Annotated in this window: 13 protein-coding genes; 8 read left to right on the forward strand and 5 right to left on the reverse strand. The window is 63.4% G+C overall.

Features of this window, described 5'->3' with window-relative positions; all coding sequences use genetic code 11:
* Nucleotides 1-312: 312 nt before the first annotated feature.
* From dcuC to ACB032_RS14950, 5 genes are all read left to right on the forward strand, one after another.
* Nucleotides 313-1,665, forward strand: coding sequence for an anaerobic C4-dicarboxylate transporter DcuC (dcuC, locus tag ACB032_RS14930; RefSeq protein WP_016350497.1), 1,353 nt, complete (start codon nt 313-315; stop codon nt 1,663-1,665).
* Between the two features lie 129 nt (nt 1,666-1,794).
* On the forward strand, nt 1,795-3,453 hold the full coding sequence (locus ACB032_RS14935; RefSeq protein WP_371138223.1) for a bifunctional UDP-sugar hydrolase/5'-nucleotidase: 1,659 nt from the start codon (nt 1,795-1,797) through the stop codon (nt 3,451-3,453).
* Between the two features lie 195 nt (nt 3,454-3,648).
* On the forward strand, nt 3,649-5,292 hold the full coding sequence (locus ACB032_RS14940) for a hypothetical protein (protein ID WP_029303209.1): 1,644 nt from the start codon (nt 3,649-3,651) through the stop codon (nt 5,290-5,292).
* A gap of 141 nt (nt 5,293-5,433) precedes the next feature.
* The gene (locus tag ACB032_RS14945; RefSeq protein WP_011705787.1) at nt 5,434-5,937 is read left to right on the forward strand and encodes a M48 family metallopeptidase; all 504 of its coding nucleotides are present in this window, start codon (nt 5,434-5,436) and stop codon (nt 5,935-5,937) included.
* 24 nt (nt 5,938-5,961) lie between these two features.
* Nucleotides 5,962-6,783, forward strand: a complete 822-nt coding sequence (locus tag ACB032_RS14950) for a DUF2927 domain-containing protein (protein WP_371138224.1) — start codon at nt 5,962-5,964, stop codon at nt 6,781-6,783.
* Nucleotides 6,784-6,918: 135 nt separating this feature from the next.
* Here the strand turns inward: ACB032_RS14950 and ACB032_RS14955 are convergent, their stop codons facing one another.
* On the reverse strand, nt 6,919-7,167 hold the full coding sequence (locus tag ACB032_RS14955; RefSeq protein ID WP_011705785.1) for a DinI family protein: 249 nt from the start codon (nt 7,165-7,167) through the stop codon (nt 6,919-6,921).
* A 256-nt stretch (nt 7,168-7,423) separates the two neighbouring features.
* Here ACB032_RS14955 and ACB032_RS14960 point away from each other — a divergent pair, with 256 nt between their 5' ends.
* The gene (locus tag ACB032_RS14960) at nt 7,424-7,693 is read left to right on the forward strand and encodes a type B 50S ribosomal protein L31 (RefSeq protein WP_323883762.1); all 270 of its coding nucleotides are present in this window, start codon (nt 7,424-7,426) and stop codon (nt 7,691-7,693) included.
* Complete coding sequence (gene ykgO, locus ACB032_RS14965; RefSeq protein ID WP_005300174.1) at nt 7,690-7,815, forward strand: type B 50S ribosomal protein L36; 126 nt, start codon at nt 7,690-7,692, stop codon at nt 7,813-7,815. The genes ACB032_RS14960 and ykgO overlap by 4 nt, the downstream gene beginning before the upstream one ends.
* 50 nt (nt 7,816-7,865) lie before the next feature.
* Here the strand turns inward: ykgO and ACB032_RS14970 are convergent, their stop codons facing one another.
* Nucleotides 7,866-8,732 carry a pirin family protein gene (locus ACB032_RS14970; protein ID WP_336752447.1) on the reverse strand — a complete coding sequence of 289 codons (867 nt, stop codon included), beginning with the start codon at nt 8,730-8,732 and terminating at the stop codon, nt 7,866-7,868.
* Nucleotides 8,733-8,854: 122 nt separating this feature from the next.
* On the opposite strand from ACB032_RS14970, the gene ACB032_RS14975 reads away from it, so the two are divergent.
* Nucleotides 8,855-9,760 carry a LysR family transcriptional regulator gene (locus tag ACB032_RS14975; RefSeq protein ID WP_371138225.1) on the forward strand — a complete coding sequence of 302 codons (906 nt, stop codon included), beginning with the start codon at nt 8,855-8,857 and terminating at the stop codon, nt 9,758-9,760.
* A 94-nt stretch (nt 9,761-9,854) separates the two neighbouring features.
* Here the strand turns inward: ACB032_RS14975 and araC are convergent, their stop codons facing one another.
* The 3 genes from araC to araG all read right to left on the reverse strand — a co-directional run bounded on the left by araC (nt 9,855) and on the right by araG (nt 13,460).
* Nucleotides 9,855-10,766 (reverse strand): arabinose operon transcriptional regulator AraC, encoded by a 912-nt coding sequence (araC, locus tag ACB032_RS14980; RefSeq protein WP_366519271.1) that lies wholly within the window; start codon nt 10,764-10,766, stop codon nt 9,855-9,857.
* Nucleotides 10,767-10,910: 144 nt separating this feature from the next.
* Nucleotides 10,911-11,912, reverse strand: coding sequence for an L-arabinose ABC transporter permease AraH (gene araH, locus ACB032_RS14985; RefSeq protein ID WP_029303215.1), 1,002 nt, complete (start codon nt 11,910-11,912; stop codon nt 10,911-10,913).
* Nucleotides 11,913-11,960: 48 nt separating this feature from the next.
* Nucleotides 11,961-13,460, reverse strand: a complete 1,500-nt coding sequence (gene araG, locus ACB032_RS14990; protein ID WP_219312701.1) for an L-arabinose ABC transporter ATP-binding protein AraG — start codon at nt 13,458-13,460, stop codon at nt 11,961-11,963.
* Nucleotides 13,461-13,503 lie beyond the last annotated feature (43 nt).

The raw sequence follows: 13,503 nt of genomic DNA on the forward strand, positions 1-13,503 counted from the left end.
CGTTGCTGGCGGGGTTGTTATTTTAATTAATAATCAATGCATTAATACTCGAAGCAGGAGATTAACCGCGATCCCCGCGACTGTCACCTACTCCCGTCACAAAGCCTAAGTGTCAGGTTGACAAGTCGCAACCCCGCACCGCCATTGATTTGCAAGCAAGATCACAAGTGATGCGCAACATCATGGTGAGATACCCCTTATTGGATAATAATCGCCGAGTTTTATGTCGATACATTTCGGGATTGGCCAGATTAACCTCCAAGTTGACGCCAGGAATGCATCCACCTTCATTCGTACTCAGGAACTCACTCTATGATGGAACTCCTTATCGGCACCCTGGTCACCCTGGCTGTGGGTCGCTACATCTTCAAGGGCTACTCGGCCACCGGGGTGTTGCTCAGCGGCGGCTTGCTGCTGCTGGCGATCACCGCCCTGATGGGCAAGGCGGTACTGCCCACCAGCGTCACCTCCACCGGCCACGTGGCTACCGACATCTTCGAATACGTGCGCTTCCTGCTGGTGGATCGGGGCGGTGGCCTCGGCATGCTAATCATGGTGCTGTGCGGCTTCGCCGGCTACATGAGCCACATCGGCGCCAACACCATTTTGGTGAAGCTGGCCAGCAAGCCGCTTGGCATCATCAAGTCCCCCTACATCCTGCTGGTTGCCGCCTATCTGGTGGCCTGCGCCATGTCGCTGGCGGTGAGCTCCGCCACCGGCCTCGGCGTGCTCTTGATGGCCACCCTGTTCCCGCTGATGGTCAACATGGGGATCTCCCGTGGCGCCGCGGCAGCGGTGTGCGCCTCACCGGCCGCCATCATCCTGGCCCCCACTTCCGGGGACGTGGTGATGGCCGCCCAGGCCGCCAACATGGAGTTGCTCGATTTTGCCTTCAAGCTGACCCTGCCCATTTCGCTGGTGGCCATCGCCGCCATGGCCGTGACCCACTTCTTCTGGCAGCGCTATCTGGATCAGAAGGCAGGCGAGCACAACGAGGCGGTCGCCCCGAGCGATCTCATCACCGATGCTCCCGGTTTCTACGCCATCCTGCCGTTTACCCCCATCATCGGGGTGCTGCTATTTGACGGCAAACTCGGGCCCAAGCTCGACATCGTCACCATCATCGTCATCTGCCTGGTGCTGGCCGCCCTGCTGGAGCTGGCCCGCAAGCGCAACGGCAAAGAGCTGCTGGACGGGTTGCAGGTCTGCTGGCGCAGCATGGCCGATGCCTTCGCCGGCGTGGTGATGCTGCTGGTGGGTGCCGGGGTGTTTGCCCAGGGGCTGATGGGGCTCGGCTTCATCGCCAATCTCCTGGATCTGGCCCAGAGCTTTGGTACCGGCGGCATCGTCATCATGCTGGTGCTGGTGGTCATCACCACCCTGGCCGCCTTTACTACGGGGTCCGGCAACGCCCCCTTCTACGCCTTCGTGGAGCTTATTCCCCATCTGGCCACCAGCCTCGGCGTCAATCCCGCCTATCTGGTGATCCCCATGCTGCAGGCCTCCAACCTGGGCCGCACCATCTCGCCGGTCTCCGGGGTGGTGGTCGCCTGTGCGGGGATGGGCAACCTCTCTCCGTTCGAAGTGGTCAAGCGCACCTCGGTGCCGGTCGCGGTCGGCCTGCTGGTGGTGATCCTCGCCACCCAGATCATGGTACCCGCCTGAAGGGACGGGGCTCCCTGAGCGGCTGCCCCGCCTCTCCCTCGCTCAACCAGCCCGGACTGCCGCCGGGCTGGTATCTCCCCCCGCCATTGGAGTAGACTCGGTGCTCTTTTTTCTCTAAGGAGGACCGAGATGAGTATTACGGTTCAACTTGCCCACTTCAGTGACTGCCACTCCCATTTCGATGGCGCACCCATGCGCTTCGCCCCCGCAGGCGAGTCCGAGTGGCGCACCCAGTGTGGTGGCTACGCCCGCATCCTGACCCGGCTCAACGCCCTGCGCCGACAGGCCGACGCGGCGGGCCAGACCTGCCTGTTTCTGCACGGTGGTGACACCTTCCAGGGCTCGCTCTATTTCAACCGCTTCAAGGGGCGGGCCAACGCCGACCTGCTGAGCCTGCTGCAACCAGACGCCATGGTGATCGGCAATCACGAGTTCGATCTGGGCAACGGGCCGCTGGTGGAATTTTTGCGCCAGCTCGACTTTCCGGTGCTGGCCGCCAACCTCGACAGCAGTCAGGAGCCCGCCGACGCCCCGCGGCGGCTGCGCGGCCTGCCCCAGTTGTATGACGCCAGCCGTCCCTGGCACCAGCGCATCATCGACGGCGTGCCCTTCGCCCTGCTAGGCATCACGCTGCCGCAGATGGCCGCCATCGCCAGCCCCGATCCCCATACCCACTTTCACGGCATCGAGCAGACCCTGAAGGCCGCACTGGCAGAGATCAAGGCCGCCGGCATCCACCACATCATCCTGCTGAGCCACCTGGGGCTGGAGCAGGACAAACAGCTGGCCGAGCATTTCCCCGAGCTGAGCCTCATCATCGGTGGCCACACCCACAGCCAGCTGGGGGATCTGGCGCCGCTGGGTCTGGCGAGCGAGGGCAGCTATCCGCTGATGCGAAACGGCGTCGCCATCCTGCACGCCGCCCACAGCGCCCTCTGCCTCGGGGTGTGCGAACTGACGTTTGACCAGCACGGCCGGGTAGCGCGCAGCCGTGGCCAGCTGGAGTGGCTACCCTGGCAGCCCTGGCCGTTTGCCTCGACGCCGCCGGCCGGGCTGCACTTTTGCGAGCCGGCGCCCGCACTCGAGCAACTGCTGGCCAAACGCTACCGGCCAGAGCTCGAGACCATGACCCAGCGCATCGTGACCCGCCTTGGCGGGCCGCTGCACCACCAGCGGCTGCCCGATGCCAGCCTGCCGGCCGGCAGCCAGGTGGCGCCCCTGGTAGCAAGCGCCATGCTGGCCGGGGCCCGCGAGCAGGTCGGTCAGGTGGACTTCGCCCTGCACAATGCCGGCGGGGTACGTTGTTCCCTCGAGCCCGGGCCACTCAGCGAAGCGGACATCGCCGGCCGCCTGCTGCCCTTCGCCATCCCGCTCACCCTCTATCGGGTGCACGGTCATGAGCTGGCCGAAGCGCTGGAGGGGGCCATCGACAACGCCACCAACAACGGCGTGACGGGCAATGGCAGCGGCAGCTTCCCCTATACCGCCGGAGTGCGCTTCTGTTATCAGGCGGACCAGCCCAAGGGGCGCCGGATCACGCGGCTGGAGTGGGAGCGCGCCCCCGGCCAGTGGCAGCCAGTCGAAGCCGACGCCATCTACCGGGGGGTTTCCAGCGCCTACACCGCCTCCGGCAAGGAGGGCTACACCGCGCTGGCCCGCACCCTGACCCAGCACAACCAGGAGCTCGGCATCACCCTGGCGGATGCCTTCATCCGCTGGGCCCGCTATCTGCCCGAGCTCGCCGCTGCGCCGGCACTGGTGGAGTATCAGGGGCCATCCACCCGGTAAGGATCTGCCGGGCCCCTTGGGGGTGGCCCGCCAGGTTGCTTTAGCCGGTTTTGTCAGAAAACGTGCCGCTTTCATGCCGTAAAGCGGCACTTTTACAAATTATTTCAAGCACATTCCCCTCGCCCATTGCATCGTGCTGTCAGGCTCGGCAAGATAGGCCCGCTTTCGAGACTTCCCAGCAGGAACAGGTCACCCATGAATCATGCCATCCGTTTTACCCCTCCTCGCGTCAATCCGGGCCTGCGGCCGCTGGTGATCCTGCTCACCGGCTTGTTGGCCTTGCTGTTCTGCCTGCGCAACCCGCTGTTCCACGGCATGGCGCCAGGCTTCGACGCCTCGCTGTTTGCGGTGATGGGCAAGATGTGGAGCGAAGGGGGCGTGCTGTACCGGGACATGATCGACATCAAGGGCCCCATGATCTTCGCCCTCGACGCCCTCGGCTACGGCCTTGGCGGCTTCTTCGGGATCTGGCTGCTGGAGTGGGCACTCTGCTGGCTGGGGCTGCTGGCCAGCTGGCAGGCGTTCGGTCAGCTCGGCCTCTCGCTGCGTGCCCGGCTCGGCAGCATGCTGGCGGTACTGGCGCTCTACGGCACCCGCTACTATTACGGCAACATGACCGAGGACTGGACGTTCCATCTGGCCCTCATCGCCCAGTGGGCCTTCATCACCATGCTGCTGGACAAGCGCTGCAGCTGGGGACCGGCGCTGGTGGCCGCGCTCACCTTTGCCATCGTCGCCTGGATGCGCACCAACAACGGCGCCTTCTGGGGTGCCTGGTATCTGGTGCTGTTCTGCCACTGGTGCCTGCGCGAGCAGTGGCGCTGCGCCCTCTCCCTGCTCTGCTCCAGCCTGCTGGGGCTGGCACTGGTTGGCGGCCCGCTGCTGGCCTACTTCCAGCATCACAACCTGCTGGCCGAATTCAAATACTACGCCTTCGACATCTTCTTCGAGGGGAGCTATGGCAACGGCTTCTCGCCGGATGTGGGCAGCGTCGGCCTGCTGCGTACCGGCCTCATCATGCTGTTGCCCGCCTTCATCGTGCTGATGATGGGGCGCCGTCAGGAGTGGTATCTGCCGGCCCTGTGCGCCACCCTGTTTGGGGTCATCTTCACCCTGATCGCCAACTCGGTCTCCGGCCACGTGTTCGATCACTACGATGTGCTCTATCTGCCGCTGGCCCTGCTACCGCTCGCCTGCCTGCTGGATCGCAGCGAACAGCAAGCCGATGGCCTCGGCCTGCTCTGCATCTCGCTGGTGGTGCTGACCGCCAGCTGGCTGCTGGCCCAGCAGCTGGGTTACGGCTGGAGCACCAAGGAGTGGTCGCTGGAGCGGGTGCGTGAAGTGCTCGGCAACAGCCTGTTGTGGGCCCTGCCGGTGCTCATCCTGGTGCCCCTGTGGCGTGCCTGGGATGTGCGCAGCGCCACCCCCTGGCTCGCTTCGCTCGCCATGCTGGCCCTGCTGCTCAACAACGCCTGGGAAGGCACCCTGAAGGGCACGCCGTTCAACCCGCCGGCCCAGGTACGGGTCGATCGGATCAAGGCCGAGACCAGCCCCACCGACAAGATCTGGGTGGACGGCATCCAGCCGCAATATTACCTCTGGACCGATCGCCAGCCGGCCTCCGCCTACCTGTTCTTTGCCAACGTCAACCCGCCCTACGACGTGCGTGAACGGGTGCTGGCCGATCTCAAGCGCCAGAGTCCCAAGTTCATCATCGCCAAGCCGGATCGGGTGGCCGATGAGCTCAAAAAGCCCAGCTCCCCCTCCAGCCTCGCCTTCTATCAATATCTGGTGAGCCAATATGAAGAGGTGGATCCGGGCCTCTATCGCAGACGCTGAGCCCCCCTTCCCCGAAAAGGGCCGTCATCCCGCGATGACGGCCCTTTTCATTGCGCCAACGCAGGCAAGGCCCGAAACGGTAGGCAAGCGGCGACGCGCTGACTACAATGGCGCTCTTTTGATATGACGAGTAATGCAGACATGGCGGAACTGACCTACCTCGGTGGCTACCCCGAGCCCCTCAAGGCCCAGGTGCAACAGCTGATCGCGGCGGGCAAGCTGGGAGACGTGCTGGCCAAGCGTTATCCAGAGACCCATCTCATCCAGAGTGACAAGGCGCTGCTCGCCTACACCATGGAGCTGAAGAACCGCTACCTGAAAAGCTCGGCGCCACTTTCCAAGGTGATCTTCGACGGCAAGATCAACGTGATCAAGGATGCCCTCGGCCTGCACACCTATGTGAGCCGGGTGCAGGGCAGCAAGCTCAAGGCCAAGAACGAGATCCGCATCGCCGCCCTGTTCAAGGAGGCCCACCCGGCCTTCCTGAAGATGATCGTGGTGCACGAGCTGGCCCACCTGAAGGAGAAGGATCACAACAAGGGCTTTTATCAGCTCTGTCAGCATATGGAGCCGGACTATCATCAACTGGAGTTTGATCTGCGGCTCTGGCTCACCTGGCGCGATCTCGAACGGGCCACGCGCTGATCCCGACTGTTTCAAGGAGGAGACATGACTTCATTGCGCCGTTACCTTGCCGTGCGCCACTCAGGCCGGCACCGACCGCTCGGCCGCTGGCTGGTGGCGCTCCTGTTGCTGAGCCCCTGGCTGCAAGCCGCCGAGCGTTGGCAGAGCGATGCCTATCTCACCGAGAGTTTCTTCGAGGTCGCCATGAAGCGGGAGTACGGCCACGAACAGAACGTGCACTTCTCCCGCTGGGAACAGCCCATCCGGCTCAAGCTGGTCAACGAATTTGGCGACAAGGCGCTGCAAAGCGAGGTGGTCAAAATACAGAGTCAGCATCTGGCCGGCATCATAGGTCGTCCCATCGCCCTGGTCAGCGAGCGGCCCAACATCACCCTGATCATGACCGAACGCGCCAAGATGGCGAGCTGGGCCAAGCGCACCATGGGGCAGGATGCCTCCGTCAAGACCGCGCTCAAGGAGGGGCTCTGCATGGCCAACTTCACCACCAATACCCGCCGCGAGATGGCCCGCGCCACCATCATCATTCCGGTGGATTACAGCCGGGCCAAGGGGCGCTTTCTCGACTGCGTGGTGGAAGAACTCACCCAGGTGATGGGGTTGCCCAACGATTCGGACAAGGTGTTCCCCTCCATCTTCAACGACAACAGCATCGACAGCTTTCCGACCGGGCTCGATTACGTGCTGCTCAAGCTCGCCTATCACCCGGCCCTGCAGGCCGGCATGACGGCCAGCGAAGTGCGGGCCGCCCTGCCCGTCGCCCTCAAGGCACTGCGCGCCAGCGGCGACATCGCCCAGGCCGATCAGCGGGTGCAGATAAACAGCCTCAAACGCTGGGCCGGGCTTTGACGGTTGAGGATCAAAGGCTGAGTGCTGACGCACCATCAGCTCGGGAGCTCATCCCTGCAGCAACAAAAAACGCAGCCTTTGGCTGCGTTTTTTGTTCGGCAAGAGAGGCGCTAGATAAAATCTCGGCCACCATGCTCAGGAGGCAACACTCTCCGGCATCCAGCTGTCGGCATTCTCCCACACCTCCTGCACCATGGCTTCTGCCAGCTCCTTGTCCTCCTTGCTGGCGCGGCTGACCGTCAATGCCATGGCGCTGCCGGGGGCGACCCGCACATGCAGATCGGGGAATTTCTCGCCCAGTTGCTTGAGCAGCTCCTGACGCAGCGCCTCCATGGTCGAGGTGGGCACCTGATGTTTTTTGTCGATGATGATTTCCAGACGCATAGGATACTTCTCCATGATTTATAACTGTATTTTTATACAGTAAAAATCAAAAGTAAAGTGCGTCATCAACCTCTTGTTGCCAACCCTGCTGCGGCATCACCAAACCCGACCGGTTACCCTGCTTGCCGGAGAGGCAGAACCTCGCTCGGTGGTATTACCCCATCACCACACAAGACAAAAAATTGTTGATATCTATTCTCAACAAAGGCATGATTTATTTGTTATGTTATAACAATCAAATCATGAGGCCAGCATCATGCGTCCCGACATTCACCCCGAGTACCGTCAGGTTCTGTTCCACGACCTGACCGCCAATACCTATTTTCTGGTGGGTTCCACCCTCAAGACCGATCGCACCAAGCGGTGGGAAGACGGCAACACCTACCCCTATGTGACGCTGGATGTCTCCAGTGCGTCACACCCCTTCTATACCGGCAAGCAGAAGCAGGTCAGCAAGGAAGGTCAGGTCGCCCGCTTCGGCCAGCGTTTCGGTCAGTTCTTCAACAAAGGAAAAACGCAGTCATGAAAGTCCTCTCCTCCCTCAAATCGGCCAAGTCGCGCCACCCCGATTGCCAGATTGTCCGCCGCCGCGGCAAGCTGTTCGTGATCTGCAAGAGCAACCCCAGGTTCAAGGCCCGTCAGCGCTGATCCGCAGCCTCATAAAAACAAGGCCCTCATGCGAGGGCCTTGTCCATTTATCACTCCGGCATCACGCCGAATCTGCCGCTGTTGAAGTCATCGATGGCCTGCACTATCTCCTCATGGCTGTTCATCACGAAGGGGCCGTGACCCACGATGGGCTCCTCGATGGGCTCACCGCTCAGCAGCAGCACAGTGGCGTCGCTGTTTGCCTCGATCAGCACCTGCCGCCCTGCCCGGTCCAGCACCACCATCTGCGCCTCACGGGCGATGGCACTGCCGTTGACCTGCACGGTCCCCTTGAGCACGATGAGCGCGCCGGTCCAGCCTTCGGGCAACTCGAGTGTGCTGACACTGCCCTGCACCAGACGCAGATCCCAGACATGCAGCGGGCTGAAGGTATGGGCCGGGCCACGGACCCCCTCAAACTCGCCGGCGATGACCCGCACCGACCCCGCGTCGCTGGCCAGTGCCACGGTCGGAATATCGCCCGCCAGGATGGGCTGGTAGCCGGGCGGCGTCATCTTGTGCCGACTCGGTAGATTCACCCACAACTGCACCATCTCCAGCTCACCGCCCGACTCACTGAAGGCCGGGGCATGAAACTCCTCGTGCAGGATACCGGCGCCGGCAGTCATCCACTGCACGTCACCCGGGCCTATCACGCCGCCCCGACCGGTCGAATCCCGGTGCGCCACTTCGCCCTTGTAGACGATGGTCACCGTCTCGAAACCGCGATGAGGGTGTTCACCCACCCCGCGCGGCCGGCTGGTCGGCGTAAAGTTGGCCGGGCCGGCATAGTCGAGCAGCAGGAAGGGGCTCAGCTGCTTGCCGTGGCTGTTGTAGGAGAAGAGAGAGCGTACGGGAAAGCCGTCGCCTACCCAGTGAGGACGGGGTGCGCTGTAAACGCCGAGGATCTTTTTCATCTGTCGCTCCTGACATATCCGGTGGAATTGAACACTGGAGACAGCATAGTTTCGAGACGAACAGGTGGGTAGACTGCTAAATTGGGCATCAGCGTCCTATTTTTGGAACGATGAGGCATCCTATGCAGGATCTGAACGATCTCTACTACTTCGTCCAGGTGGTGGATCACGGCGGTTTTGCCCCCGCCGGCCGCGCCATCGGCATGCCCAAATCCCGCCTCAGCCGCCGGATAGCACAGCTCGAAGAGCGGCTCGGCGTACGGCTGCTCCAGCGCTCGACCCGTCAGTTTGCGGTGACCGAGCTGGGCCGCACCTATTACGAGCACTGCAAGGCGATGCTGGTGGAGGCCGAGGCGGCGCAGGCCGCCATCGAGATGACCCGGGCCGAGCCCTGCGGGCTCATCCGCATGAGCTGCCCCATCGCCCTGTTGCACACCCATGTCGGCCCCATGCTGGCGGATTTCATGGCCCGTCACCCGCAGATCAGGGTCGAACTGGAAGGGACCAATCGGCGGGTCGACCCCATCGCCGAAGGGGTCGATGTGGCCATCAGGGTCAGGCCGCCACCGCTGCAGGACAGCGAGCTGGTGATCCGGATACTGGCGCAGCGTCGCCAGTGCCTGGTGGCCAGCCCGGCACTCGTCGCACTGCGGGGCTTGCCCGCCGCGCCGGCGGATCTGCACGGCTGGCCCAGCATGGGGCTGGGGGCGCCGCGGCAGCACTACCTCTGGTCGCTGTTCGGGCCGCAGGGGGCACATGCCGACCTCACCCACCAGCCCCGCTTCGTCACCACCGACATGGTGGCGCTGCGCAGTGCGGCGCTGGCCGGGGTCGGGGTGGTACAGTTGCCCCTGTTGATGGTGCAGGAGCAGCTGACCGCCGCCACCCTGGTCAAGGTGGTGCCTGCCTGGGAGCCGAAGCCCGAGCTCATCCACGCCGTGTTCCCCTCCCGGCGCGGCCTGCTCCCCTCGGTGCGGGCCCTCATCGACTATCTGGTGGAGCGCTTCGCCGCCATCGACGAGGAGTGATGAAGAAAGCAGCGGCCCCCTGCCCCAGGCAGCCACCCCCTCATGGGGTGAACGCTGATGGGACAAGATGGGCCGCAGCCTCAGGCAAGAGGCATCACAGCGGGGTGGCGCATTTGCGGTATTCGGTGGGGCTCACCCCCACCCGCTTTCGAAACACCCGCGAGAAGTAGAGCTGATCGTCATAGCCCACCTGCTGGCCTATGGTGGCCACCGACAGCGGTGTGGTCTGCAGCAGCAACTTGGCCCGCATGATGCGCTGATCCTCGCGCCAGCGCACTATGCTCACCCCCACCTGCTCGCGAAACAGGTGGGCGAGGCGCGAGGGGGACAAGAACACCTGCTCCGCCAGCGCCTCCACCGAGATCTCGGCGCAGAGCGACTCGCTTAAGATCTGGCACGCCTGGTGAACTCTGTGGTCGATGGCGGGATAGGCATCCAGGGAGGAGGCTTCGTAGCAGCGAATCAGCAGCCGCTCCAGCAGGTTCATGGCCAGCTGCTCCGACATGGGTCGCAGCTGCTGGTGGGTCTCTTCGATGTCGAGGAACAGGGCATCGAACTCGGCGAGCAAGGCGGCGTCCGCCAGTTGCAATCGCCCCACCCGCTCCGTCACCTGCGGCCACTTGAGCCAGTCGGCCCAGTAGGCCCGCGGCCGGAAATAGACCCAGCGGTGGTACCACGCTTGCGCATCCGGCGCCCGGCCGTAATGGTGCACCGCCGCCGGTGGAAACAGCAGCAGATCGCCAGGCTCCACGGTAAAGGCCTGCTCCCCCTGAAAGATCTGCCCCTTGCCCCTGATGGTCAGATTGACGATGAAGCCCTTCATCCCCAGGGGCCGGTCGATGATGAAGTCGAGCGCACTCCCCTGCTCGATGGGGGTCATGCCCGAGACCAGGAAGACGTCGAAGGCATAGCCCGGCAGCAGGGGATTGAGTTGTTTCGGCTTCTCTTTTTGCATCGAGGACATGGCGGAAAACAGCGCTTGGGTAAAAAAATCGGCTTGGGCCATTGTAAAGACTCACCTTGGGAACGCGCTATCCGGCGCGCGGCGCCGTGTGAAATTGGTGAACTGGCTCACAACGGGATGCATCGTACGCCAGGGGCAACCCTCGGCAGGCCCGCAGCGCGCGGGCCTGCTCCGGTTGGACAGGGATCAGATGCGCGCCTTGCGTACCTGCTTGTAGCGGTCGAACAGCACGGCCGCGAGCAGGATGAGGCCACGCACCACGTACTGGGCAAACGGGGAGATGTTGAGCAGGTTCATGGCGTTCTCCATCAGCCCCAGGATCAGCACCCCGGCGATGATGTAGGAGATCTTGCCAATGCCCCCCTTCATGGAGACCCCGCCCAGCACGCAGGCGGAGATCACCACCAGCTCGAAACCGATGGAGGTCATCGGCTGACCCGAGGTCATGCGCGAGGCGAGTATGATGCCGGCGATGGAGGCAATCAGCCCGGTCATGGTGAAGATGATGATCTTGGTGCGCACCACGTTGACCCCGGCCAGGCGCGCCGCCTCCTCATTGCCCCCCATGGCCAGGGTGTTGCGGCCGAAGGTGGTCTTGTTGAGCAGCAAGCCGAACAGCACGAAGCAGACGGCGGTCAGCCAGACCGGGGTCGGGATGCCGAGCAGGGCGGAGTTGCCGAGCTCGAAGAAACGCTCCTCGACGATGCCCACCGCCTTGCCGTCGGAGATGATGTAGCCGACCCCGCGCGCCATCTGCATGGTGGCGAGGGTGGTGATGAGGGCGTTGATCTTGAATTTGGCCACGACGATGCCGTTGATGAGGCCAAACAGCACTCCCACCGACATGCCGGCCAGGATGCCCACCGTGATGCTCTCGGTGGCGTTGATGCCCACCGCGCAGGCGACGCCGGAGCAGGCCACCACGGAGCCCACCGACATGTCGAACTCGCCGGAGGCGAGGCAGAACAGCATGCCGCAGGCCACCATGCCCGACATGGAGACGGCGAGCCCGAGCCCGCGCATGTTGATCAGGCTGGCGAAGTTGGGCACCAGCACACAGGCCAGCAGGAACAGGATGGCGAAGATCACCAGCATGCCGTATTGATCCCAGACGCGGGCCAGTTGCAGGCGGGAGCCGCTGGCCGTCGCGGCGCTGGCGGCCTGGCCGACTGAGGTAGTAGTTGTCATGGTATTTCTCCTGAAAATTCCGGGTGCTATCTCGTTGCGGTCAGCAGATCAACGGGCCGGCATGGCCAGATTGAGCGCCTTGACCTCGTTGGCCTCGTCGTGGGAAAGCTCGCCGGCGATCTCCCCCTCCCGCATGACCATGATCCGGTCCGCGATGCCCAGTACTTCCGGCAGCTCGCTGGATACCACCACCACGGCGATGCCCACCTTGGCCAGATCGTAAATCACGTTGTAAATCTCGTTCTTTGCCCCGACGTCGATGCCGCGGGTCGGCTCGTCGAGCAAGATGACCTTCATGTCCTCGGAGAGCCAGCGCCCCAGAATGGCCTTCTGCTGGTTACCGCCGGAGAGGTTCATGATGGCCTGCTGGGGAGACGGGGTCTTGACCCGCATGTCGCGGATCCGCAGCCTCGCGTTCTCGTCCTCCCACTGCTGGTTGATCCAGAAGCCCCCCCACGCGTGGTGACGGCGGGCACTGATGTTGATGTTCTCCTGCACCGAGTGGATGGGGATGATGCCAAGCGCCTTGCGATCCTCGGTACAGAGCATGATGCCGCTGCGAATGGCGTCGATGGGGCTGCCGATGACCACCGGCTTGCCAAATACCGCTATCTCACCGCTGTGCATCTTGTCGGCGCCGAAGATGAGCTTCATCAGCTCGCTGCGCCCGGCCCCCACCAACCCGAAGATGCCGAGGATCTCCCCGCGTTTGACCTCGAACGATACCGGCGCCTTGAGCCCAGGTCCCATCAGGTTCGCCACCTTGAGGCCCGCCTCACCGAGCGGCCTTGGGCTGTAGCCATAGATGTCGGTCAGCTCGCGCCCCACCATGGTCTTGACCAGCAGATCTCGGTCCACCTCGGCCATGGAGGCGAAGGTACGCACGAACTGGCCGTCCTTGAATACCGTGATGGCGTCGCACAGGGCGAAGATCTCGTCCATCCGGTGGGAGACGTAGAGAATGACCTTGCCCTCGTCGCGCAGCTGACGGATGACCCGAAACAGCTGCTCGATCTCGCGCGACGACAGACTGCTGGTCGGCTCGTCGAAGGCGATGACGCTGGCGTCCCGGGTCAGCGCCTTGGCGATCTCCACCATCTGCCATTGCCCCAGTGACAGGTACTTGAGCGGCGTCTCGGGGGAGACATCCATGCCGAGGCGCGCCAGCTGCCTGGCCGCATCCTGATAGAGCTGCTCCCGGTCGATGACCCCGCGCCGGGTGGGCAGCTGGCCGAGGTAGATGTTCTCGGCCACCGTCATCTCGGGCACCAGGTGCAACTCCTGATAGATGATGGCGATCCCGCTCTCCAGCGCATCGACCGTGCTCTGAAAGACCCGCTCCTGGCCGGCCAGCTTCACCACTCCGGTGGTGGGCGACTGAAAACCGCTCAGGATCTTGAGCAGGGTGGACTTGCCCGCGCCGTTTTCCCCCATCAGCGCGTGCACCGTGCCCTGCTGGCAGCAGAAGGAGACGTTCTTCAGCGCCTTGACGCCGGGAAACTCCTTGCTGATGCCGCAAAACTCCAGATAAGGAACTGACTGATTCATGTTTCACTCCAGCCGACCGGCATGGCGCACTGCGCCATGCCGG

The sequence above is a fragment of the Aeromonas sp. S5(2024) genome (assembly GCF_041403025.1).
GTDB lineage: Bacteria > Pseudomonadota > Gammaproteobacteria > Enterobacterales > Aeromonadaceae > Aeromonas > Aeromonas hydrophila.

Coding starts and splice junctions, on each gene's coding strand:
- dcuC (WP_016350497.1), top strand. CDS start 313: ATGATGGAACTCCTTATCGGCACCCTGGTCACCCTGGCTGTGGGTCGC.
- ACB032_RS14935 (WP_371138223.1), top strand. CDS start 1,795: ATGAGTATTACGGTTCAACTTGCCCACTTCAGTGACTGCCACTCCCAT.
- ACB032_RS14940 (WP_029303209.1), top strand. CDS start 3,649: ATGAATCATGCCATCCGTTTTACCCCTCCTCGCGTCAATCCGGGCCTG.
- ACB032_RS14945 (WP_011705787.1), top strand. CDS start 5,434: ATGGCGGAACTGACCTACCTCGGTGGCTACCCCGAGCCCCTCAAGGCC.
- ACB032_RS14950 (WP_371138224.1), top strand. CDS start 5,962: ATGACTTCATTGCGCCGTTACCTTGCCGTGCGCCACTCAGGCCGGCAC.
- ACB032_RS14955 (WP_011705785.1), bottom strand. CDS start 7,167: ATGCGTCTGGAAATCATCATCGACAAAAAACATCAGGTGCCCACCTCG.
- ACB032_RS14960 (WP_323883762.1), top strand. CDS start 7,424: ATGCGTCCCGACATTCACCCCGAGTACCGTCAGGTTCTGTTCCACGAC.
- ykgO (WP_005300174.1), top strand. CDS start 7,690: ATGAAAGTCCTCTCCTCCCTCAAATCGGCCAAGTCGCGCCACCCCGAT.
- ACB032_RS14970 (WP_336752447.1), bottom strand. CDS start 8,732: ATGAAAAAGATCCTCGGCGTTTACAGCGCACCCCGTCCTCACTGGGTA.
- ACB032_RS14975 (WP_371138225.1), top strand. CDS start 8,855: ATGCAGGATCTGAACGATCTCTACTACTTCGTCCAGGTGGTGGATCAC.
- araC (WP_366519271.1), bottom strand. CDS start 10,766: ATGGCCCAAGCCGATTTTTTTACCCAAGCGCTGTTTTCCGCCATGTCC.
- araH (WP_029303215.1), bottom strand. CDS start 11,912: ATGACAACTACTACCTCAGTCGGCCAGGCCGCCAGCGCCGCGACGGCC.
- araG (WP_219312701.1), bottom strand. CDS start 13,460: ATGAATCAGTCAGTTCCTTATCTGGAGTTTTGCGGCATCAGCAAGGAG.